Here is a 21,948-nt window from a genome sequence, read left to right as displayed (position 1 = left end):
GTGCTGGTGCGCGCCGCGCTGAGGGACCCCGCCGTGTCGCACATCGCGATGATCGACGATGACGAATGGCCGCAACCGGATTGGCTGACCCAGCTTCTCGCTGTCCAGCGCCGCGAGGGCGCCGATGTCGTGGGCGGCCCGGTGGATCGCTCCTATGAGCGCCCGCCGGCGGCCCATGTCCTGCGCGCCTCGGAAGGGGCCTATGGCGCGCTGCGCACGGGGCGGGTCGATCTGGTGGATGCGACCAGCAACATCCTGTTCGACGCGGCCCTGTTTCGCGCGCGCTCCGAGCCCTGGTTCGACCCGGCCTATTCGCTGCTCGGCGGCGAGGACCGCGACTTCCTGATCGGGCTGCAACTGGCCGGCGCGCGCTTTGCCTGGTCGCGCGAGGCGGCGGTGCGGGAGGATTATCCCGCCAGCCGCTGCACGCTCGGCTGGATGCTGCGCCGCGCCTATCGCAGCGGCAACACGGACATTCTCATCAATCTCAAGCACCGCCCGCCGAGTTTCACGCCGCTGCGCGAGACCTCCAAGATCGCCGGCGCGCTGGGTGTCGGGCTCGTCTCCGCCACGCTTCTGGCCTGGAAGCCGCAGCGTCGCGTGGCCGGCCTTCTGCTTCTGGCACGGGCCGGCGGCAAGCTCGCGGGGCTGATGGGCCTGCGCTATCAGGAATATCGGACCATCCATGGCGGCTGATCTTTCGTGTTCCCCGGCCTCCCCCCTCGTCGCCGTGGTGATCGCGGTGCGCAATGGCGCGGCGTTCATCGAGGAGGCGGTGCGGAGCGTGCTCAATCAAGGCGCGTGTCTGGCCGGTGTTGTCGTTGTCGATGACGGGTCGACGGACGATACGCGCGAGCGCGTCGCCGCTCTGGGCGACCCGCGCATCCAGCTTCTCTCGAATCCCGGTCGCGGCGTCTCGTCCGCGCGCAATGCCGGGGCCGCGCTTGTGCCGGAGGCCGGCTGGCTTCTGTTTCTGGATGCGGACGACCGGCTGGCGCCCGGCGCGCTGGACCATCTCCTGCGGCTGGCGGTCCAGGGCGGTGAGCCGCCTGTCGCCATCTATGGCGATTACGAGCGCATCGCGGCGGACGGGCGCGTCACCGGCCGTCGCCATCTCCTGCGCCGACGCCGCGCCAAGCCGAGCGGTCTGATCCTCGAACGGCTGCTGTCGGGCAATTTCCTGATCAATGGCGGCGTGGTGCTCGTGTCCCGTTCAGGGTTTGCGGCCAGCAGCGGTTTCGATCCCGCGCTTTCGCTTTGCGAGGACTGGCATCTCTGGTGCCGTCTCGCGGCACTGGGGCCGATTCTCTATACGCCGCGCCATGTTCTGGACTACCGCGTCCACGGGGCCAGCGTGATGATGGGCGGACACCGCCGCTTCGCCGATTTTCGGCCCGCGCTGGAGCGCATCTATGCGGACGCCGCCGCCCGCCCCGGCGCAGGCGACATGCCGCTGGCGCGTCTCAGGCGCGAGGCGGAGGTGGCGTTGATGACCTATTGCGCCGCGCAGGCCTTTCGCAATGGCGGGCGCTGGACGGGCGTTCGTCTTGCGCTGGGCGCGCTCCGGCATCACCCGCGCCGCGCGCCCTATGTGGCCGCCCGCTTCGGCGGGGCGATGGCCGGGCTTTGACGCCGCTCCGCGCCTGTCAGGGCGCGCTGGCCCCGCCTTTCGCGGGTCGCCTGATGAAGCGCAGGAGATCGGCGAGGAGCCCCGGCCACAAGAGAACCGGGATCGCATAGGCCGTCAGGCCTCCCACGACCAGCACCGCGATGCGCAGCGGGTCGGGGAAGCTTACGACCAGCGCCGTCTGACGCAGACCCAGCAGCGTCACGACCATGATCAGAGTGCAGGCGGCCGAGGGAAGCAGCGTGCGCAGCACCTCGCCGGGGCGCAGCCCGGTGGAGCGGCGGAGCAGCAGCAGCGCCAGAGGCACGGAGGCGATGTTGCGGCAGACATAGCCGATCGCCACTGCCCCGACGCCCCAGCCCGCCGCGCAGAAGGCCACCGCGAGGCTCAAGGAGAGATCGAACAGGCTGAGGGCCAGAATGCTCCGGCCGTGCCCCAGCGCGGTCAGGATGGTCGGGTTGTGAAAGGTGATGGGCAGCGGCAGCGCCGACAGGGCGAGGATCTGCGCGATCGGAATGCTGGCGGTCCATTGCGGGCCGAACAGGGCGGGAAGAGCCTCCGGGGCGATCAGCGCCGCGCCCGCGAAGGCGGGATAGATGACGATAGAGGTCAGCTGGAGAACACGCAGATAGGCGCGGTTGCGCGCCGTCGCGTCCGACTGAAGCGCCGAGAAGGAGGACAGCGCCACCGAGGAGAGCGGGCGGATCGTCACGTCGAGGATCAGGTCGAGATAGCGCGCGCCGATCCGGTAGAGGCCGAGTGCGGCGGTGCCCAGAACCGAGCCGACAATGAGATCGAAGGTCTTGGGGATCGCCATGTTGACGAAGGACGAACCGGCGAGCCAGGCCCCTGCCGCCATCTGGTGGCGCGCGATCGCGAAGGAGAACTGGAAGGCGGGGCGATAGCCGTTCCACATCCACAAAAGGCCGCTGTTCAGGATCGAGAAGGTCAGCCGCTGGAAGACCAGCGCGTAGACACCGAAATCCAGCGCGATGAGCGTGACGGCCACGAGGCCGGAGGAGACGGTCGCCAGCATGGTGCGCTTGGTCAGAAGGGCGAACTGGAACTCCTTGCGCATCAGCGCCTCGGGATTGACGCCGATGGCGTAGATGAAGGTCGAGAGCGCCAGGATTTGGACGATCGGCTCCAACTCGGGCGTGTCGAAGAGCGCGGCGGCCGAGCCCGCACCGACATACAGGAGCGCCATGGCCAGAAGACCGAGAGCGACGCTCAGCCAGAACGAGGTGTGGAGTTCGAGCGCTGTGAGATCCTTGCGGTAGATCAGGACGTCGGTCAGCCCGGAGCGGCCGAAAATGTTCAGGAAGTCGATGAGAATGGTGGCGATGGCCACCGTGCCGAACTCTGCCGGGCTCAGATTGCGGGCGAGAATGGCGAAGACGACGAAGCCGAACAACTGCTGGCCGAGCGAGCCGCCGAGGCTCCACAGCGTGCCGGCCATCATCTTGGATTTCAGGTTGCGCTCAGGGCTGGGCATGAGACCTATCGCTTCCAGCGCCGCGCGAGCGCGCGAAATCCCTGCCGCAGGACGGACGGGTGGCGCGCGGCCCGAACCAGCGCCGAGGGGGATTTGCGGCGCAGGAGGCGAAGGAATTCGCCATAGGCGGCGCGGCCTTCGAAACCGGCGATCCGCTGCTCGAGGAGGGCGGCCTCCACGGGCGTGAGCCGCGTGCGATAGGTTGCCAGAAGCGCGCGATTGGCGCCAAGCGCCGCGCCGAAATCCGGCTGGGTCTGCGACATGTCCGAGGCTTTGCGGGAGACCGGCCCGTGACGGGGCGTGTAGACATAGCCCGCCTCCGGCACCAGCTGGAAGCGCGCGCCTTCCAGTAGGCAGCGGAACAGGAGGTCGAAATCCTCGGCGTATCGCTGCTCTTCGGCATAGGCGAGTTGGTGGCGGGTCAGGAACTCGCGGCGCCACACGGGCTTGAGCCAACCATAGGGCGTGCGCTCGGGCGAGAGATCGTGGCGCAGAAGCTCCGCCAGCGACAGAACAAGCGGCTCGCGCAGCTCCGGATAGGCCGTTCCCACGACGGCATCGCAGCCCCGGTCGTAGATCGCCAGATCGTCCGCCACCATGTCGCATCCCTGCTCGGCAGCAAAGCGCGTGAGGGTTTCCAGACGTGTCGGCTCGAACCGATCGTCGGCATCCAGAATCGCGATCCACTCGCCGCGAGCCTCGCTCAGGCCGCGATTGCGCGCGACCGATGGTCCGCCATTGCGGGGCAGCGCGATGACGCGAAGGCGGGGGTCCTCACCGGCCAGCCCCCGTGCGATCGACAGGCTGTCATCGGTGGAGGCGTCGTCCACAAGGATGATTTCGAGATCGCCCAGCGTCTGCGCCAGCACCGACCGCACCCCCGTTTCGAGGCAGGCGCGGGCGTTGAAGACGGGAATGACGACGGAGACGCGAGGGGTGTTCGCAGAGACTGATGTCATGCCGTTTCCCAGACGCGGCCGAATTCCCGAGTCAGCGCGGCGAACTGCGCGTCGTTGGCCGAGCCGCTGGCGTCGTTTTCGATATACAGCGCGCTGCCCTGGCTGCCGGTCCAGTTCCGAAAGCGAACCTTCGGGCCGACCTTGCGAAACTGAAGGCCCGCGCGGCGCGCCATCACATAAAGCCACATGTCGTCGGCGGTCGGCGCCAGACGGCGCGCGGCCTCAACGTCGAGCACATCGGGATGCAGGAGCGAGGGCACATAGACTACGCCGCCAAGCCCGGTCGGAAAGAGGGTCGGAGCCGTCCTGCGCTCGCTCGTGTTCTGCCGCCACGCGCCATAGGGCAGGGGCGCCCCATGGGCATCGAGCGTGATCTCGTGCGCACGAAAGGACGGAATGGCCCTCTCGTTGGCAACGGTCAGGCCGGAGGTCAAGTCCGCCAGCCAGCTCGGCCAATAATAGGCATCGTCATCGGTGGTGACGACATAGGCGTCCGGGTGCTCGGCGAAGCTCCAGGCATATTTCTTGTAGGATCGCACGTCTTCGCAGAGGCCGATCCGAAGGCCATCGTCCTGAAGATCCAGAACCTCTCGCGGCAGGCCGGCATGGTCGCGATGCGCGATCCACAGAACGGTCTCATCGGCCCTGACGCTCTGCGCCAGAAGGCTTTTGAGTGTGTAGGCCAGCGTGGCAAAGCGCGGCGGGTACGAGGTGAGGGAGACGACGAGCGGCCGGGTGAGGCCGTGGGCGCAAGACCGGGCTCTCTGTTGTCTCCAGCATGTGTCGACCCACCAGCGGACCGCCGGGTCCGACGCCGTGAAGGCGTGGCCCTTCATCGTCTGCAGCGCATTACGCAACGCCATGGAGGTTACACTTCACGTTCGAAACATGGGGGGCGGGCGGTATGGTCGCGGGCCGCAATCAGGGGCTTTGCGGGCGCTGCGTCCAGGCGCGGCGCGCCAGATGGCCGGCCAGAAGAGGCGGTTCCAGGAGATAGCGGTGCGCCATGCGGCGCGGATCGGCAGCCAGGCGATGCAGCCATTCCAGCCCCCAGCGCCCCATCCAGCGCGGCGGCGTCGGCTCGAAGCCGGCGAAATAGGCAAAGGCAGCCCCGCCCAGCCCGACAACGGGAACCGCGAGGCGCTCGCGATAGGCGTCCACGAAGCGCTCCTGACGCGGCATTCCCATGCCGACCACGAGGAAATGCGGCTCGGCCGCCGCGATCTTGGCCAGAACCGCTTCCAGTTCGGCGGACCCTCCCGTCATGTCGAAGAAGCCGTGATGCCCGTCGATCCGAAGACTCGGCCAGCGAGCCCGCGCGAGCGCGAGGCCGGTTTCCAGAACCTGCGGCGTGTGGCCGAGCACGAAAACGCCTTTGCCCTCCCGCGCGGCGCGCTCGAAACTGTCCGACAGCCAGTCCACCCAAGTCGTGCGATGCGCCCGCTCCACCTTGTGCCCGCGCGCCCGCAGCATCCAGACGAGAGGCATCCCGTCGAGGATCACCAGTGTGTCGGGCCGCGCCAGAAGCCGATCATAGGCGGGATCGATATGGGTGACGTAGAGCCCGTGCAGATTGGCGCCGCCGAGCACGATCTGCGTGCCCGGCGGACGCGGCCGGAAAATCTCGTCCAGCAGCTCGGCCTTGGTGAGCGGGTGGAAACGCAGGCCCAGTTCCACGATCTCGCGCGGAAAGGTCGGAGAGGTCGCGTCCAGCACCGAGGCTCAGCCCGCGTTCCGATAGGCCGCCCGCGAAAAGGCGGTCATCAGGATGATCTTGAGATCGAGCAGGAAGGACCAGTGATCGACATACCAGAGATCGTGCTCGATCCGGTCCGCCATCTTCTTCAGCGTGTCGGTTTCGCCCCGGTGCCCGTTGATCTGCGCCCAGCCGGTGATCCCAGGCCGAATGTTGTGGCGGCGATGGAAAAGCTTGATTTCCTTGGCGAAGGTCTCGTTGAGGGCGATCGGATGCGGGCGCGGGCCGACGATCGACATTTCGCCGAAGAGAACGTTCAGGATCTGGGGCAACTCGTCCAGATTGGTGCGTCGCAGAACCGCCCCGACGCGGGTGATGCGCGGGTCGTTGCGGGTCGCCTGACGGAAGGCCGCGCCGTCCTCTATCACGCGCATGGAGCGGAACTTGAAGACGCGGATCGGCTGGTTGCCGTAGCCATGCCGCGTCTGGCGGAAGAAGACGGGACCCTTGGAATCCAGGCGGATCGCCGCCGCAATGGCCAGAAGAAGCGGGGCGAGGAAGATCAGCGCGCCCAGCGCAACCGCGAAGTCGAACACGCGCTTGAGTAGCAGTTGCAGCCGCGACAGGGGGCGGTTGCGCACGACGGCCGCCGGCAAACCGGCCAGCCCGTCGCCCTTGGCCCTCCAGAGCGGGCTGTTGCGGTGCGGCAGAACTTCCACCGTCACCGGCGTTTCGCTGAGATCGTGCAGGAGCCGGTCCACCAGATCGCCCAGCTCGGCCGAGGTGTGGACGAGAACACGCTCGACGCCGCTCTCGCGGCAGGTGTTTACGATGGCGCGCAGCGTTTCGGCCTCGTCGGCGCGCGCCGTGTCCGCCAACGACAGGCGGGCCACGACATGGCAGCCCCGCGCCGACAGGCGCGCCTGAAGCTGGGGATCGAGCTGGGCGTCGCCCACGATCATCAGGCGCTGGCGCTCGACCCGCCCCTTGGCGAGGCGCTCGCGCAGAAGGCGCTGGAAGACGCTGCGCAGGGTGAGAACCACGAGCCCGCTCGTGACGAATTGCGAGAAGAAGGTTCCTCGCGAATAGCCCTCGTCGAACCGCGTGACGAAGAGGACGGCCAGAAGCGCGGTGAAGATCCGCAGCGTCGTCACCAGACCCGACCAGAGAAAGCCCGGCCCCGGTTCGATCGCGCGCTCATAGCTGCCGCGCAGCAGCGAGAGGCCGGCGACGCCAAGCCCCAGCGCCGCGCCGACCGCCATGGTCACGGAGCGGTCCGGGTGCCATTCCAGCGCGTAGGACCAGTAGAGATCGGCCGTCGCCACAGCGACCAGCGAGACCGCCAGCGTTTCGCAAAGGGCGAAGCCGTGGCTCAACCGCTCGAAACGGAGAATCCCCTCCAGGCGGGCGTGCCCTTGCGACACATCGTTTCCGACCCATTGATCCGTCGACATGCTTCCCCCGCATCGTCCACGAAGCCGGCAATCCGCACTTCGTTAAGAGACTATTAAAATACGGGAGCACAATGGATTGTCTTATGATGATCTTGGATAGGGTGTCATGCAGAGATGGGTGAAGACAATATCTCGATTCTATGCAAAATAGTGCGCACGGATTTGAGTCCTCTATACTATATAAAACAAAGAATTCTTGGAAAATGGGCGCGAACGCCCTTGCGCGGCCGGCTCGGTCGCCAGGCAAAGGCGCAAGGCACCTGTTGCCCCGTATCCTGGGGTTTCACGGTGGTGCATGGGCGCGAGCTTTTTCTGCGGATGAGATCAGCTCCAGCGCGCCTGCAACAACGCAGCGGCAAGGTTGGCCAGGCCGCGCGGGTGTGTCGGGTGCATGATGCCCGACGCGCCGTCCGCCTCAGCCCTCGGCCGGCGGAAGGGCGCTCGACGCACCATCGCGCGGCGGCGGCAGGATGGCGGGCTGAAGCTGAAGCCAGGCCTCGAACATCGTGCGCGTGTTGCCCAGCGTCGGCAGGCCCTTGCTGCGGGCCTCGCGCGGGGAACAGCCGAAGCGGCGCCGGAACGCCTTGCTGAAGGAGGCCGTGCTGTCGAAGCCGAGCGCTTCGGCCAGTTCCCCCATGCTGCGGTGTTCTTCTGGATGGCGCAGGAGTGCGCAGGCCGTGTCCAGCCGGCGCGTCTGGATATAGCTGGAAATGCCGCCGAGCGGCGCGAAGGCGCGATACAGCGAGGAGCGGGGGATGTGCAGATCGCGCGCGATCGCCTCCGGCGTCAGCGCGTTCGAGGACAGGTTCTGCTCGATATGCCGCTCCACGCGGATGCGCAGCGTCGGGGTCATGGGCTCGCGCTCACGCTCCGGCAAGTGCCGGTCCTCGATCTCGCGCAGGGCGGCGGAAACGAGGGCGAGCGTGCCGCGCCCCATGCTCGCCGCTTCGTCCTGCCCGAGCGAAGGCGCGTGGCGAGACAGAGCGCTCAGATGCGCCGCCAGAACATGCGCGCTCGGGGAGGTCAATCGCTCTCCATGCAGCGGCGGGATCCGGCTCATGAGGCTCGACAGCGCTTCGCGCGGGACCACGAGGACGACAAACCGGCTCCACGAATGGGACAGGCGAAAGCCTTGCGACGATTCGAGGCAGAACAAATCGCCCGCACCGAGCGAGACGGGCTGGCCGCCGATCTCGCCCTCCCATTCGCCGCTCACGATATGGAACAGGCTGACATGGCCGTGAGGACCAGGGATCAACTGCTCTGCGGCCCGCGACAAGCAGGCGGGCGAGACATGGTTCGTGCAAAGAATGGACGAACCGATCAGCCAGGCGGAGACGTCGACAAAGATGTCATCGCACGCGTCGACGGTCAGTTCGGCTCGCAATTGCGCGATGGCCCCGCTCCACAGATGCAACGCCTCCTGCGCGGGGAGCCCCCGGCTGCTGATGCGAAGCGCCGGCAAAGCGTGGTTCATTGCCAGAGCGGTCTTGTTCTCCGACATCCCCTGCCTGACCCACCCGTTGCCCGACAACCCGATCGGCGAACCGACCCGTCGGGCAAGCCTGTTGCACTCTCCAGAGCCGGAGCGAATCCTCGCTGGGTCGGCCGATCGGATTTTCTTCGCTCGCCCGATGCGATCCGCGCGGCTCGCCCGGCCGCAAGGACTGTCGCGAATGCCCGACGATGCGCCCTCGCACCGACGGCGCTTCGCTTCCTGTCGTCGAACGAAAATCTCTCTACCATTCTCCGCTCGCAGGGGCCCCCGACCATTCGTCTGAGATCATGTTTCGCCCCTCGCGTGCAATCTGTCGAGAGCCGCCCGCGAGATGGATGAGGTCGATCGGCTTGTTACTTCGCGTGAAACGGACCATCGAGCGGAGCCTTGCCATCAACGATCTTTTGGCGCGCCTCCTCGTGCCGGTCCCGCAAGCCGGTGAAGCGCGGGTCGTGGCTCAAATCCTCACCGCTCTCGTTGCGGCGCGTCAGCCGGAGGAACTCCCCGCTTTCATCGGCCGAGAGGCCCACGAAAACCTGCTCGCCCCGCTCGTTGATCGTGATGGCCCGCATGGCGCGCAGAAACTGTTCTTCGTCGGGTGTGAGGTCCATGTCGTTCCTTTCCGATCCTTCGCGCTGGGAAGATGGGGCCGTGGATTGCCCTGTCGCTCGAACGACGCGGGAGGAACCTCGTTCCGAATGGCCAAGCAGCGGCAGCCAAATGGCGCGATTCGTTTGGCCGGTCCAAAGGCGCTGCAGCCGGGGCGGCGGGATCGTGTTCGACCGTCGAAATGAAGCCCGACGCCTCGGCCGGGGCTGAACCGACGCGCCATCCGGCACATGCAAGCCGCAAGGCCGCGCTATGGCGAGGGGCCGATCTTTCTGCGCAGTCCGATCCACCCGCGAACGCCTGCGCCGGGGCGCAGGACGCAGTTTCACTGCGGGAGCGCGCTGACGCGGTTCTGGATCATCCCGACGTCGCGTGGGTCGAAAGCGGGCGGCCGACAGCCCGAGGCCCGAGTCGACGCCCGAGGACGAAGACTATGGCCGCGACCCGATCGAACGCGCGTGGCTCCACGGGTATGCATCACCGACCATACCGGCTCGCTTGGCCGCGACGGCGCGCAAGGAGTGATCTCGCTGCCGCTCGGCGCTTCGAAACTAGAGGTCACCAGTCGTCCGTCGCATGAGATCCTGTCCTATTGTGATGGAACCCATCTGGTCGCCAACGCTTGGAAACATGCGGCAACAGCAACCGGAACGGTTTTGCAGCCCGCTTTGGCGCATGTTCGGCTCCTGAAAGCCGGCTCGGCGCGCACGCTCCGCTCGGATCAGAGCGGCTATCGTCACGACAGTCGAACTCACGAAGGCGTGAGTTAAATTTTCGTGTGACTGCAATGATTTCGAATATCGTCCCAATGCAGTCGACAGCTGTGCGGTGATTGCGGAATATTTCGGTCAAGACCCAGAATCGATGGCAATTGATATGGCAGAGTCCAAGAGGAATACCATTCCCGACAATGATGTTGCCGGCGTCGATCTGCTTCAGCCTTTGATCGCCCTGTCCAAGTCGACCCGGCAACTCGTCTCGCTGAAGCTGGCGGAAACCGGCGTTATGGCCGGGCAGGATCAGCTTCTCGACGCGCTCGACCCGCGCGAGCAGCGAAGCATCTGCATGGTGGCCAACCACCTGTCCGTACGGCCATCGACGGTCTCCAAAATGCTGGACATTCTGGAGCGCCGGGGCTGGTGCCAGCGCGAGGCCGACGATGTCGACTTGCGCCGTACCTTCGTGCGTCTCACGCCGGAGGGCGAGCGGATTCGCCTCCATGTGCGTCGCGTCTGGGGCGAGGTGAACGCCGACCTGATGCGCCAATTGCCGTCCGACATGGTGTCGGACATGTCGGCGGCTCTGCGCCAGGTGGAAGACGTGCTGATGACCCGTCTGTCCCGCCTGCGATAGCGAGAAGGGGCGGGCGTCTTTTTCCTGAACGGCCAGACGCCGTCGAGGCCGGCGGCAAAGCCGGATTGATCAGTAAGCGGGACGGAAAAGACCGGACCCATCCGATCCGATCCGACTTTTAGAAAGGCTTCGAAGCATCAAATCCGGCTGAACAGCAGCTGGACCACATTGTCGGCTTCGGCCGGTTTGCGCAGCACCGGCGTGTCCTCGTATTCCTGCGGAATCATCCAATCGTCGTAGCCCGTGACGAAGATGATCGGGATGCCGATGGCCTTCAGGGCCTCGGCCACGGGAAAGACCTTCTCGCCCCCGAGATTGATGTCGAGAATGGCGGCGTCCACCATCTCGCCTCGCTCCACCAGCGCCAGCGCTGCGTCCACGGTCGGAACGGGGCCGACCACGATTCCATTGGAGGCTCGGATGGTCGCGCTCAATTCCTCGGCGGCATGATACTCGTCTTCGACGATCAGCACACGGCGCCCAGACAATTCGACGGTATTCGAAGCAAACATGCCTTGAGCTTGCGACCGTAGCCTCCCCCCTGTCAACGGAGGGCGAGGGGCTCGTTCGTGTGCCTCCTAGCGAAAATTCGAGCCGGTCGTCGCATCCATCCAGCACCGATCCGATCGGTCGCCCGCCTTGAATCCGGACCGCAGGGCAGGGGGCGATCGCCCGTCTTCGCTTCGCCCAAGGGGGGGCGATGCAGCGCAAGGCCAAGCCTCGGCAACGACGCCCCCTGGCGCAAAGCGCCCGCGCGCCAACCCGCAAGGGGCCTGTCCCCGCTTCTAAAGCTTGCCCAGCATTTCGATCCGCAGAGGGCGAAGGCGCAGCAGTTCGTGGCGATGAGCGGCGGACAGTGTCTCGATCTTGTCCAGCCCATCCTGGGTGAGCGCGACACGAACGCTGCGTCGGTCGCTATCTCCATCCTAGCGTTCCACCAGCCCCAGCCGCGCCAGTCGATCCACCAGCCCCGTGGCGCTGTGCGGGCGAAGATGAAGCTGATCCGCCAGCTCCCCGACCGGCAGCGAGCGTTCGGCGGCGGCGCGAATGGCGAGAAGCGCCTGATGCTGCTGCGCCGTCAGTCCTGCCTCTGCGGCGGCTCCTTCGCTGAAACTCAGGAAGCTTCGCAACTGCCGGCGGAACAGCGCCAGCGCGCAATAGTCCTCGTCGTCGATCGGATCACTCAAGCTCGCTCCATGCCACCGATCGCATTCTTGAGAAATATCGTAGTGCGATAATTGGCCGCCTATGACCCCCTTCGCCCCGCTCCGCTTCTCATCCCCCAACGCTCCTTCCGGCCCGGTCGCGTCGCCCCGACTGGCCGATCACAGCGCCGACTGGCGAATGTTCGCTCTCTCCCTGATGGCGCTCGTCGTCGGGACGGGCGGCGCGGGTGCCGCATGGCTGCTCCCGAAGCTCATCGCGCTCGCCACCCATCTCGCCTGGTAGGGCGAATGGTCCTTTGCCGTGCAGGGCATCGTGCCGGCGATGGGTGGCCTTGCCACGGTGCTGGTGCCGGTCGCGGGCAGTCTGATCATCGGCCTCATGGCGCGTTTCGGGTCGGACAAGATTCGCGGGCACGGCATTCCCGAAGCCATCGAGGCCATTCTGTTCGGCCAAAGCCGGATGTCGCCCAAGGTCGCAGTGCTCAAGCCCCTGTCCTCGGCCGTCTCGATCGGCTCGCTCTTTGCCCAATGCTTTCATCTCAGCGGCGCGTAGCGCAAGACGCTGCTCGTCGCCGGCGCGGCGGCGGGCATGACGGCGATCTTCGGCACGCCCGTCGCGGCCATGCTCCTGGCGGTCGAGGTGCTGCTTTTCGAGTGGAAGCCGCGCAGCTTCGTGCCCGTCACGGTCGCCGCCTTGACGGCCATCGCCTGGCGGCCTGCATGGATCGGTGCGGGGCCGATGTTCGTGCTCACCGCGCCCCTTGCGGGCGATGCCGCGATGCTGGCGGGCGTTGCCGCGCTCGGCCTTGCGACGGGCCTTTTCGCCTCGCGTCTTTCCTCCGCGCTGTATCGGATCGAGGATGGCTTCCACCATCTGCCGCTCCATTGGATGTGATGGCCGGCCCTAGGCGGGCTGGTGGTCGGCCTCGGCGCGCTGATCGATCCCCGCGTTCTGGGAGCGGGCTACGACAATATCCAGGCGTTGCTGACCGGCTCCATGGCGTTTCAGGCCGTGCTTGTCGATCCGAAGCGCGATCGGTCCCTGTGCAGCAGACGCTGCGATGGGTCGATACCTGGGAAAAACGGGTGGTCTCGCGGGGCGGGGCGGGCCATGCTGCGGCCTCGAAAGGAGCCCGACCCATGACCCTCCATGCGCCAATCGCGCCGCGTCCCGCCTTCGAGGAGGTTCCGCCTCCCGGCGATTATGCGCTCGTACGGCGCACGATCGAGTTCATATCGCAGGAATATCGCTCGCAGCCGAGCCTGTGCGAAGTGGCCGAGGGTGTGGGCGCGCCGGAGGCCGAGTTGGAGGCCGCCCTGCGGCGCTGGGCGGGGCTCAGCCCCAAGGCCTTTCTTCAGGCGGTCACGCTGGATCATGCGCGTCGGCTTCTGGCCGAAGGGCTTCCGCTTCTGGACGCCGCGATCGAGGTCGGGCTCAGCGGGCCGTCGCGGCTGCACGATCTGTTCGTCAAGCATGAGGCCATGAGCCCGGGCGCGCACAAGGCCAAGGGCGAAGGACTGGCGCTGCGCTACGGCTTTGCCGACGGGCCGTTCGGGCGCACGCTGGCCGTCTGGACCGAGCGCGGACTGGCCGGGCTCGCCTTCAGCGACGAGGAGCGGGGCGGAGACGCGCACGCGCTGGCCGATATGCTCGGCCGCTGGCCGAAGGCGCAGGCCGAGCGGGACGATGCGGGCGCGGCCGATCATGTCGCGCGGGTCTTCTCGCCGGCGCGCTGGCGGGGCGACCAGCCGCTGCGCATCGTCTTGATCGGTACGGATTTCGAAGTGCGTGTCTGGCAGCGCCTTCTCGACATTCCGCTGGGATGCGCCGACACCTATTCCAGCGTCGCGCGGGACATCGGCGCGCCGCAGGCCTCGCGCGCGGTGGGCGCGGCTGTCGGGCGCAATCCCCTGTCCTTCGTGGTGCCGTGCCACCGCGTGGTCGGCAAGTCGGGCGCGCTGACGGGCTACCATTGGGGGCTGACGCGCAAGCGCGCCATGCTGGGCTGGGAGTTCGGCCTGCGCCACCCCGACTGATCGCCGCAGCGGGGAACTCATTGGCTGACCAAACGTCCCTTCTGCCAGGCGAAGGGAGCGATGCGATGGGCAAGGCGGCGGGCGACACACGGGCAGACGTGCCGAAAGCGCGCGGCGACGCGCGGACATCCTCCGCGCCGAAGGGCAAGTCGCAGCGCGCCGTATCGAAGACTCGCGAACTGCGCGCGCCCATGGACGCAGCCGAGCGCGAGGAGGCGTTTCGTCGCCTCGCCGCGCACATGCCCGGTCGCACGCCGACCGCCAAGGGGCCGAAGGATCAGCCCGACCCGTTCCGGTCCGTCGTGTCCTGTCTTCTTTCGGCGCAGAGCCGGGATGTGAACACGGCCGCCGCCGTGACCGCGCTGTTCCAACTCGCCCGGACGCCGGACGACATGCTTCGTCTGAGCGAGGCCGAGATCGCGGCGGCCATCAAGCCCTGCGGCCTCTACAACATGAAGGCCCGCAGCATCCGCCGGCTTTGCCATGCCTTGATCGAGGAGCATGATCGCGTGGTGCCGCAAACGCGCGAAGGGCTCATGGGCCTGCCCGGCATCGGGCGCAAATGTGCCGACATCGTCATGAGCTTCACCTTCGACGAGGACGTGATCGCCGTCGATACGCATGTTTTCCGCGTCTGCAACCGCACCGGCATCACGCAGGAGCGCACCGCCGACAAGACGGCCGCCGCGCTGGAGCGCGACGTGCCGGACTGGGCGCGCCGCGACGGCCATTTCTGGTTGATCCAGTTCGGCAAGAGCGTCTGCCTCTCGCGCCGCCCGCGCTGCGAAAGCTGCTTCCTGAACGATCTCTGCCGCGCGTTCTCCGCGACGGGCGGGGCTGTGCCCCCGCCCTCCGCATGAGGCGCAGCGTCAAAAGCGCTGCGGCACGTAAAGCTCGCTCGGCAGGGTCTGGCGCTCGTATTCGGGGTTGAACACGCGCTCGGGCAGGGTGATCTCGTCGTAGGGCACGCCCTCATAGGGGATCAGGCTGAGGAGGTGGTTGATGCAGTTGAGGCGGGCGCGCTTCTTGTCGTTGCCTTCCACGATGTACCAGGGCGCTTCGGGAATGCTCGTGCGCGCGAACATTTCTTCCTTGGCCTTGGTATATTGCTCCCAGCGCACGCGGGACTGAAGGTCCATCGGCGAGAGCTTCCACTGCTTGAGCGGATCGTGGACGCGCATCATGAAGCGCATCTGCTGCTCTTCGTCGGTGATCGAGAACCAGTATTTGACGAGACGGATGCCCGAGCGCGCCAGCATCCGCTCGAATTCCGGCACGTCATGGAAGAACTGCTCGACCTCGTTGGGCTTGGCAAAGCCCATGACGCGCTCGACGCCCGCCCGATTGTACCAGGAGCGATCGAACAGGACGATCTCGCCGCCCGCCGGCAGATGCGGCACATAGCGCTGGAAATACCATTGCGTCTTTTCGCGGTCGCTCGGCGCGGGCAGCGCGACGACGCGCACGATGCGCGGGTTGAGCCGCTGCGAAATGCGCTTGATGACGCCGCCCTTGCCAGCCGCGTCGCGCCCTTCGAACAGGACGACGACCTTTTCCTTATGATGGGCGACCCAGTTCTGGAGCTTGATCAACTCGGACTGAAGACGCAGCAGCTCGCGGAAATACACGAGACGGTCGAGCGCGTTCGGGTGGGACTTCTTGTAGATCTTGGTGAGTTCGTCGCTGAGAGACGGCGGCGAGAGTTCCAGTTCGAAATCTTCGTCCAGCACATCCTCGATTTCGGCACGCAGCCAATCGTCCGCGCCGTTGCGCGCGGCGAAACCGTCGAGAGTCCTGTCTTCGTTGCTCATGCGGCCGGTCGCTTTCGTCTGGGCTTTTCGCTGCGGACGCACCATGCCGCAATTCGATGACAGCTATTTGGCGGGTAAAATCGGTAGCCGGCAAGAGGCTCAGGGAAGCGCGGGCTCCGGCGCGAAGCGCGCGCGGATGGCCGCGCCGTCGCGCCCCGGCGGATTGCCGAACAGGCGGCGATAGTCGCGGCTGAACTGCGAGGGACTCTCGTAGCCGATGGCATAGCCGACGCTCGCGACCTCCTCCGCGCTCATCAGCCGCCGACGCGCCTCCTGAAGGCGCACGAGCTTCTGAAACTGGACCGGCGTCATGGTCGTCACCGCCTTGAAATGCCGGTGGAAGCTGGGAACGCTCGTGCCGGCCAGCCGGGCGAGATCCTGAACCCGAAGGCTCTGCGCATAATGCGCGCGGATATGGGCGCAGGCCCGGCCGACCCGCGCGCCGTGGCTGTCGCGCGCACCCATCTGGGCGAGCGCCGCGCCGAGCGGGCTATGGAGCAGGCGCCAGACGAGCTCGCGCCGGATCAGCGGCACGAGAACCGATCTGTCGCGCGGATGGTCGAGGCATTCCAGAAGCCGTCGGATCGGATCGCACAGGGACGGGTCCGCCCGGCCCGCCGCCAGCGCCGCGAAGGGCGCGGCCGGCGCGGGCGCGATCTCGGCCTCGGCGACCAGTGCGGTCACGTCCTCCGGCGGAAGCGCGAAGCTCAGAGCGAGATAGGGCTTGGCCGGGCTCGCCGCCACGATCCGCGCCGAGACCGGAACGTCCACCGAGGCGATCAGGCATTCGCCCGCGCGGTAGCGATAGGTGTCGGGGCCGAGCGTCGAAAGCTTGGCCCCCTGCACGACGAGGCAGAAGGAGGGGCCGTAGACCGAGCGGATGATGCCGCTCGGGCCCTCCGCACGGTTGAGAAGCAGGCCTTTGATCGACGTTTCGCGCCCATGGCGCAGAAACTGGCGTTCGAGAAGCGGGGCGAGATCGGCAAGGTCGGTCATGCCCGCGAGTGTACGCGCGAGGCCGCTAAACGCCATCGCCCCCGAGCGGCTTTGAGAGGATCGAGCAAGAGGCTGAGAGGATCGGCCGGAGGCAAAGGCGACCCCGCGCCTTAGGTTCGGCCCATCGCCACGCTTTCAAGGAGATGATCCATGCGGATGCGACAGCTCGGCCATAGCGGCCTTTTCGTTTCGGAACTGTGCCTGGGCACCATGACCTTCGGCGGCAACGAGGGCATGTGGAGCCAGATCGGTCGGCTCGGGCAGGACGAGGCCGACGCGCTGGTGAAGACGGCGCTGGATGCCGGCATCAATTTCATCGACACGGCCAATGTCTATGCGGGCGGCGAAAGCGAGCGCATTCTCGGCCGCTCGCTCCAGAATCTCGGTGTCGCGCGGGACGATGTCGTGGTGGCCACCAAGGTGCTGGGGCCGATGGGGGCGGGGCCGAACGCGCGCGGCGCGTCGCGCTCTCATATCCTCTCCCAATGCAAGCAGAGCCTTCAGCGGCTGGGGCTCGACCATATCGACCTCTACCAGATCCATGGTTTCGACAAGGCGGTGCCGATCGAGGAGACCCTGGAGGCGCTGGACACGCTCGTGCGCCACGGGCATGTGCGCTATCTCGGCCTGTCCAACTGGGCGGCCTGGCAGGTGATGAAGGCGGTCGGCATCGCCGAGATGCGCCGGCTCGCGCCCATTCTCTCCCTTCAAGCCTATTACACGCTGGTCGGCCGCGATCTCGAACGTGACATCGCGCCCATGCTTCAGTCCGAGGGCATCGGCCTCATGGTCTGGAGCCCGCTGGCCGGCGGCTATCTCTCGGGCAAATATGACGGCGAGGGCACCGGCGCGGACGGGCGGCGCGCCACGTTCGACTTCCCGCCGGTAGACCGCACGCGCGGTGGCGCGGTGATCGCGGCGATGCGTGAGGTGGCCGACGCCCGGGGCTGCACAGTGGCGCAGGTGGCGCTCAGCTGGCTGCTGCACCAGAGCGTGGTGACCAGCGTCATCATCGGAGCCCGGCGGCCGGAGCAGCTCTCCGACAATATCGGCGCGACGAAAGTTGAGTTGAGCGCGGACGATCTCGCCAAGCTCGACGCCGTGTCGCGCCTGCCCGCCGAATATCCCGGCTGGATGCTGGAGCGACAAGGCGCTTATCGCGACTGAGGTCGAAGGGAGGGGCGATTCGCGCGCCCCTTCTCGCCCTCCGCAAGGGGCCCGCGAGGGATCGAGAGGTTCGGCGGAGCCCATGTCGCACACCGCACCGACGCGGGCGGCGAGGGTGAGGCGGTTGCCAACCCGCCCGATCGTCAAGCCCCGATGTCGTTGCCCTTGCGCATCTGGCAGCCGGTGATCTTCAGCGAGCCGTCCGGCTGGCGCTCCAGCGTGTAGCTGGCGATCCAGCTCTGCCCCTTGGCATCCGACAGGTAGACCTCCTGACGCAGCCCGGCCCCCTCGGCCTTCAGCGCGCCGAAGGTGACGTTGCCGGCGCGGTGAACGGCGGGATAGGCCTGCGCCACCATGCTCAGAAAAATCTCGGGCGAGGGAAAGAGGCGCTGGATATTAGGAGCGGCGAAGGCATAGGCCCGCGCTCCATCGTCGGCGCGAAAGGCTTCGAGCTGCCCGCCGATCGTGGCGCGAGCATCGCTGCCATCGTCCGCCAGCGCCGGATGAGCTAGGGCGACCAGGGCGATAAAACCGAGGAGAACGCGGCGCATGCGATGCCTCCTTCCAAGGGAAGGCCTCAGCATCCGTTCAGAATGGCGATCCCGCAAGCGCCAAGTTGACGCGGCGTATAAGAAGGGCGGCACCGAGGCGCCACCCCACTGTCTGTTCGTGATGCCCACCCCGGCTGAAACGGGGCAGGCTTCGTGACGGTCAGCCCGCCAGAACTTCCTTGGAAGCGACGGTGGAATCGGCGTTCAGGTTGTAGACGATGGGCACGCCCGTCGCGAGTTCCTGCGCGACGATCTCCTCGCCCGTCAGCCCGTCCAGCGCCATGATGAGGGCGCGCAGCGAGTTGCCATGGGCCGCGACGATCACCGTGCCGCCGGACAGGACATGCGGCTGAATGCGGTGGATGTAATAGGGCCAGACGCGCGCGCCCGTGTCCTTCAGCGACTCGCCGCCCGGAGGGGGCACGTCATAGGAACGGCGCCAGATATGGACCTGCTCCTCGCCCCACTTGGCGCGGGCGTCGTCCTTGTTGAGGCCCGACAGATCGCCATAGTCGCGCTCGTTCAGCGCCTGATCGCGGATCGTCTCCAGCCCCTCCTGGCCGAGCTCGCCCTGGATGAGCTTGAGCGTGCGCTGGGCGCGGGACAGGGCGCTGGTGAAGGCGATGTCGAACTGCAGCCCGGCCGCCTTGAGACGCCGCCCGGCCGCCTTGGCCTCTTCCACGCCGAGTTCCGTCAGATCCGGGTCGCGCCAGCCGGTGAAGAGGTTCTTGAGGTTCCAGTCGCTCTGGCCGTGGCGGACGAGCACGAGGGTGCGGGACATGAAGGCGAACTCCCTTGGGTGAACGTATGATGTGGACGAGAGGTGGAAAACCTTTGGAGCGTCAGAAGCCGAGCACCTGACGCATCGAATAAAGACCCGGCGCTTGGCCTCGCGCCCAGAGCGCGGCACGCACGGCCCCGCGCGCGAAGATGGCGCGATCCTCCGCCCGGTGGCTCAGCTCGATGCGCTCGCCCTCGCCGGCGAGGATCACCTGATGATCGCCCACCACCGAGCCGCCGCGCAGTGTGGCAAAGCCGATCGTGCCGGCCTCGCGCGGGCCGGTATGGCCATCGCGCACCCGCACGGACTGGTCCTTCAAGACGATCTCACGCCCCGCCGCCGCTGCTTCGCCGAGAAGCAGCGCGGTGCCGGACGGGGCGTCCACTTTGTGGCGGTGGTGCATTTCGAGGATTTCGATGTCGAACGCATCCGGTCCCAAGGCGCGCGCCGCCTGCTCCGCCAGAACGGCGAGAAGATTGACGCCCAGACTCATGTTGCCGGACTTGACGATCCGCGCGCCGGCCTGTGCCGCTGCCGCGATCGCGGCATCGTCGCCTTCCGAGCAGCCGGTCGTGCCGATGATATGGACCAGCCCACGCCGAGCAACCTCGTTGGCCACCGCGACGCTGGAGGCCGGTGCGGTGAAGTCGATCACGCCGTCCGCCGCGTCCAGGGCGGCCGCCAGATCGCTGGAGACGGGAATGCCGAGATGGCCGGCCCCGGCCAGTTCCCCGGCATCGCTGCTGAGCGCCAGCGAACCCTCGCGCTCGATCGCGGCGGAAAGCTTGGCGCCGTCGGTTTCCTTGACGACGCGCACCAGCGTGCGGCCCATGCGCCCGGCGGCGCCCAGGATCACCAGCTTCATCGGCTCGCTCATGACAAGGTCTCCGTTTTGATGGTTTCGGAAGCGTCCGCCCCGCCCTGAAAGCCGTGCAGACGGGCGTAAAGCCCGTTCGGACGGGTCAGAAGCTCCTGATGCGTCCCGCTTTCGGCGATCCGGCCGCGATCCACGACAAGGATCTGGTCCGCGCCGACGATGGTGGACAGGCGATGGGCGACGACGATGACGGTGCGGTCGCGCATCGCGGTTTCCAGCGCGCGCTGCACCAAGACTTCGGACCGCGTGTCGAGCGCCGAGGTCGCCTCATCGAGAAGCAGGATCGGCGCGTCGCGCAGGAGCGCGCGGGCGATCGACAGGCGTTGGCGCTGGCCGCCCGAAAGCGTCACGCCGTTTTCACCCACCGGCGTCTCGTAGCCGAGCGGCTGGGTGAGGATGAACTCCTCGGCCTGCGCCTTACGCGCGGCGTCTTCCACCTCGGCGTCGGAGGCTTCCGGCCGGCCGAAGCGGATATTGTCTCGGATCGAGCCTTCGAACAGAACGGGGCTCTGGGGCACATAGGCGATGGCCGAGCGCAGCGAATGCTTGGTGACGGCGCCGATATCCGTCCCGTCGATCAGGATGCGGCCCGACCGCGTGTCGTAGAAGCGCTCGATCAGCGCGATGATCGTGGACTTGCCGCCGCCGGACGCGCCGACCAGCGCCGTGGTTCGGCCGGGGGGCGCGGTGAAGGAGAGTTCGCGCAAGACCGGCTCGTCGGCATGATAGCCGAAAGATACGGCGTCGAAGCGGATTTCGCCGCCCGCGACGGAGAGCGGCTTGGCGCCCGGCGCGTCGGCCTGTCGCGGCGTCTCGTCCAGGATCTCGTAGATCATCTTGGCGTTCACGAGCGCGCGCTCCATCTGCACCTGAAGCTTGGCGAGGCGGCGCGCGGGGTCGTAGGCCAGGAGCAGCGCCGTGATGAAGGCGAACATCGAGCCCGGCGAATAGCCGTAGACGATCGAGCGATAGCCCGACCAGGCGATCACGGCCGCCACCGCGATGCCGGCCACCGTCTCGGTGATCGGGCCGGAGCGCTCGGTGATGATGGCGATGCGGTTGGAGCGCTCTTCCGCCTTTTCGATCAGATCGTCGGTGCGCGCGCGCAGGAGCTTTTCCATGGTGAAGGCCTTCACCACCTGAATGCCCTGCGCCGCTTCCTGCATGGAGCCGAGAACCCGGCTGTTGAGGTCGATCGACTGTCGCGTCGCCTTGCGCAGCTTGCGCGACAGGCGCGAGATCATAATGGCGATGGGCGGGCCGGCGGTCAGCGCGATCAGCGACAGCGCCCAGTCCTGCCAGATCATGGCGAAGATCAGGAAGATCAGCGTCAGGAGATCGCGCGCCAGCGACGTGACCGTGAGATTCAGCGTATCGCGAATTCCCGAGACATTCTGGTTGATGCGCGCGGCGAGCTGCGCCGAGCGCGTTTCGCCGAAGAAGTCGACCGAGAGTTCGGTGAGATGGGCAAACAGGCGGCGCTGGTAGCGCGCCACGACATCATTGCCGATCCGCGCCAGGATGACGCCCTGCCCATAGGAGGCGATGCCGCGCAGAAAGAAGGCGAAGAAGATCGCGAAGGGCAGCGTGAACAGCATGGCCCGGTTGCCGGCGACGAAAATCTCGTCGATCACGTCGCGCATCACCCAGGCCATGAAGGCCGTGGTGAGCGCCACCACGACCAGGCACAGGGCCGCCACCGCGTAGCCGGCGAGATGCTCGCGCCCGTTTTCCGCGATCACGCGGCGAAGCAGATGGAGCGCCTCGCCCCGCTGACGGGGTTCGCTCAAGGAGAGAGTGGTCTTCGTCAAGGATCGGGCCGGCCGGTTCATCGTCGGCTCGCTCTATAGCCGCTGCCGCCGCTCCTGCCT

At 66.9% G+C, this 21,948-nt stretch carries 22 protein-coding genes and 1 pseudogene; 8 read left to right on the top strand and 15 right to left on the bottom strand.

The window, feature by feature from the left end; genetic code table 11:
* Together AUL28_RS10565 and AUL28_RS10560 are read left to right on the top strand one after the other, a co-directional pair.
* Positions 1–696 (top strand): glycosyltransferase (locus tag AUL28_RS10565; RefSeq protein WP_210168747.1); only part of this gene is annotated, 696 nt, incomplete at its 5' end.
* A complete protein-coding gene (locus AUL28_RS10560) occupies positions 686–1,630 on the top strand; it encodes a glycosyltransferase (protein WP_062232213.1) in 945 nt (314 codons plus the stop codon). The genes AUL28_RS10565 and AUL28_RS10560, both read left to right, overlap by 11 nt.
* 16 nt (positions 1,631–1,646) lie before the next feature.
* Here the strand turns inward: AUL28_RS10560 and AUL28_RS10555 are convergent, their stop codons facing one another.
* The 7 genes from AUL28_RS10555 to AUL28_RS10525 all read right to left on the bottom strand — a co-directional run bounded on the left by AUL28_RS10555 (position 1,647) and on the right by AUL28_RS10525 (position 9,340).
* Complete coding sequence (locus AUL28_RS10555; protein WP_062232211.1) at positions 1,647–3,122, bottom strand: lipopolysaccharide biosynthesis protein; 1,476 nt, start codon at positions 3,120–3,122, stop codon at positions 1,647–1,649.
* 5 nt (positions 3,123–3,127) lie between these two features.
* Positions 3,128–4,081: a glycosyltransferase family 2 protein gene (locus AUL28_RS10550; RefSeq protein ID WP_062232209.1), complete on the bottom strand. Its 954-nt coding sequence runs from the start codon at positions 4,079–4,081 to the stop codon at positions 3,128–3,130.
* Positions 4,078–4,944, bottom strand: coding sequence for a hypothetical protein (locus AUL28_RS10545; RefSeq protein ID WP_062232207.1), 867 nt, complete (start codon positions 4,942–4,944; stop codon positions 4,078–4,080). The genes AUL28_RS10550 and AUL28_RS10545 overlap by 4 nt, the downstream gene beginning before the upstream one ends.
* 58 nt (positions 4,945–5,002) lie before the next feature.
* Positions 5,003–5,797, bottom strand: coding sequence for a WecB/TagA/CpsF family glycosyltransferase (locus AUL28_RS10540; RefSeq protein ID WP_062232205.1), 795 nt, complete (start codon positions 5,795–5,797; stop codon positions 5,003–5,005).
* Between the two features lie 6 nt (positions 5,798–5,803).
* Complete coding sequence (locus AUL28_RS10535) at positions 5,804–7,231, bottom strand: exopolysaccharide biosynthesis polyprenyl glycosylphosphotransferase (RefSeq protein ID WP_062232203.1); 1,428 nt, start codon at positions 7,229–7,231, stop codon at positions 5,804–5,806.
* Between the two features lie 415 nt (positions 7,232–7,646).
* Entirely contained in the window at positions 7,647–8,735 is a 1,089-nt protein-coding gene (locus tag AUL28_RS10530) for a helix-turn-helix domain-containing protein (protein WP_062232201.1), read from the bottom strand.
* Between the two features lie 347 nt (positions 8,736–9,082).
* Positions 9,083–9,340 (bottom strand): hypothetical protein, encoded by a 258-nt coding sequence (locus tag AUL28_RS10525; RefSeq protein WP_062232199.1) that lies wholly within the window; start codon positions 9,338–9,340, stop codon positions 9,083–9,085.
* 456 nt (positions 9,341–9,796) lie between these two features.
* Between AUL28_RS10525 and AUL28_RS22620 the strand changes: the two genes are divergently transcribed.
* Together AUL28_RS22620 and AUL28_RS10520 are read left to right on the top strand one after the other, a co-directional pair.
* Positions 9,797–10,108 carry a hypothetical protein gene (locus AUL28_RS22620; protein WP_156419957.1) on the top strand — a complete coding sequence of 104 codons (312 nt, stop codon included), beginning with the start codon at positions 9,797–9,799 and terminating at the stop codon, positions 10,106–10,108.
* Positions 10,109–10,214: 106 nt separating this feature from the next.
* A complete protein-coding gene (locus AUL28_RS10520; protein ID WP_062232197.1) occupies positions 10,215–10,691 on the top strand; it encodes a MarR family winged helix-turn-helix transcriptional regulator in 477 nt (158 codons plus the stop codon).
* Positions 10,692–10,828: 137 nt separating this feature from the next.
* On the opposite strand, the gene AUL28_RS10515 is transcribed toward AUL28_RS10520, so the two are convergent.
* Both AUL28_RS10515 and AUL28_RS23155 read right to left on the bottom strand, forming a co-directional pair.
* Entirely contained in the window at positions 10,829–11,203 is a 375-nt protein-coding gene (locus tag AUL28_RS10515; RefSeq protein ID WP_058635826.1) for a response regulator, read from the bottom strand.
* Positions 11,204–11,617: 414 nt separating this feature from the next.
* Positions 11,618–11,878, bottom strand: a complete 261-nt coding sequence (locus AUL28_RS23155; RefSeq protein WP_202814882.1) for a MarR family winged helix-turn-helix transcriptional regulator — start codon at positions 11,876–11,878, stop codon at positions 11,618–11,620.
* A 358-nt stretch (positions 11,879–12,236) separates the two neighbouring features.
* Here AUL28_RS23155 and AUL28_RS23765 point away from each other — a divergent pair.
* The 3 genes and pseudogenes from AUL28_RS23765 to AUL28_RS10485 form a co-directional block, all read left to right on the top strand.
* A pseudogene (locus AUL28_RS23765) lies at positions 12,237–12,875 on the top strand (chloride channel protein); the annotation flags it as partial.
* A 122-nt stretch (positions 12,876–12,997) separates the two neighbouring features.
* On the top strand, positions 12,998–13,894 hold the full coding sequence (locus tag AUL28_RS10490; RefSeq protein ID WP_062232189.1) for a methylated-DNA--[protein]-cysteine S-methyltransferase: 897 nt from the start codon (positions 12,998–13,000) through the stop codon (positions 13,892–13,894).
* A gap of 65 nt (positions 13,895–13,959) precedes the next feature.
* Entirely contained in the window at positions 13,960–14,754 is a 795-nt protein-coding gene (locus AUL28_RS10485; RefSeq protein WP_244493484.1) for an endonuclease III domain-containing protein, read from the top strand.
* A 9-nt stretch (positions 14,755–14,763) separates the two neighbouring features.
* Here AUL28_RS10485 and ppk2 read toward each other — a convergent pair whose 3' ends face one another.
* Positions 14,764–15,705 carry a polyphosphate kinase 2 gene (gene ppk2 / locus AUL28_RS10480; RefSeq protein WP_058599044.1) on the bottom strand — a complete coding sequence of 314 codons (942 nt, stop codon included), beginning with the start codon at positions 15,703–15,705 and terminating at the stop codon, positions 14,764–14,766.
* Between the two features lie 99 nt (positions 15,706–15,804).
* Positions 15,805–16,701, bottom strand: a complete 897-nt coding sequence (locus AUL28_RS10475) for an AraC family transcriptional regulator (protein WP_062232187.1) — start codon at positions 16,699–16,701, stop codon at positions 15,805–15,807.
* A 150-nt stretch (positions 16,702–16,851) separates the two neighbouring features.
* On the opposite strand from AUL28_RS10475, the gene AUL28_RS10470 reads away from it, so the two are divergent.
* The gene (locus tag AUL28_RS10470) at positions 16,852–17,868 is read left to right on the top strand and encodes an aldo/keto reductase (RefSeq protein ID WP_062232184.1); all 1,017 of its coding nucleotides are present in this window, start codon (positions 16,852–16,854) and stop codon (positions 17,866–17,868) included.
* A gap of 143 nt (positions 17,869–18,011) precedes the next feature.
* On the opposite strand, the gene AUL28_RS10465 is transcribed toward AUL28_RS10470, so the two are convergent.
* From AUL28_RS10465 to AUL28_RS10450, 4 genes are all read right to left on the bottom strand, one after another.
* On the bottom strand, positions 18,012–18,419 hold the full coding sequence (locus AUL28_RS10465; protein ID WP_062218321.1) for a DUF4864 domain-containing protein: 408 nt from the start codon (positions 18,417–18,419) through the stop codon (positions 18,012–18,014).
* Between the two features lie 160 nt (positions 18,420–18,579).
* Positions 18,580–19,200 (bottom strand): 2,3-bisphosphoglycerate-dependent phosphoglycerate mutase, encoded by a 621-nt coding sequence (locus AUL28_RS10460; RefSeq protein WP_062232182.1) that lies wholly within the window; start codon positions 19,198–19,200, stop codon positions 18,580–18,582.
* 61 nt (positions 19,201–19,261) lie between these two features.
* The gene (gene dapB, locus AUL28_RS10455) at positions 19,262–20,077 is read right to left on the bottom strand and encodes a 4-hydroxy-tetrahydrodipicolinate reductase (protein ID WP_062232180.1); all 816 of its coding nucleotides are present in this window, start codon (positions 20,075–20,077) and stop codon (positions 19,262–19,264) included.
* The gene (locus tag AUL28_RS10450) at positions 20,074–21,888 is read right to left on the bottom strand and encodes an ABC transporter ATP-binding protein (RefSeq protein ID WP_062232225.1); all 1,815 of its coding nucleotides are present in this window, start codon (positions 21,886–21,888) and stop codon (positions 20,074–20,076) included. Before AUL28_RS10450 ends, dapB begins: the two co-directional genes overlap by 4 nt.
* Positions 21,889–21,948: the final 60 nt, after the last annotated feature.

It is taken from the genome of Aureimonas sp. N4, from assembly GCF_001463925.1.
Lineage (GTDB): Bacteria > Pseudomonadota > Alphaproteobacteria > Rhizobiales > Rhizobiaceae > Aureimonas > Aureimonas ureilytica_A.
The sequence above is the reverse complement of the archived record's forward strand: the minus strand, read 5'-3'. Positions and strand labels throughout refer to the sequence as shown.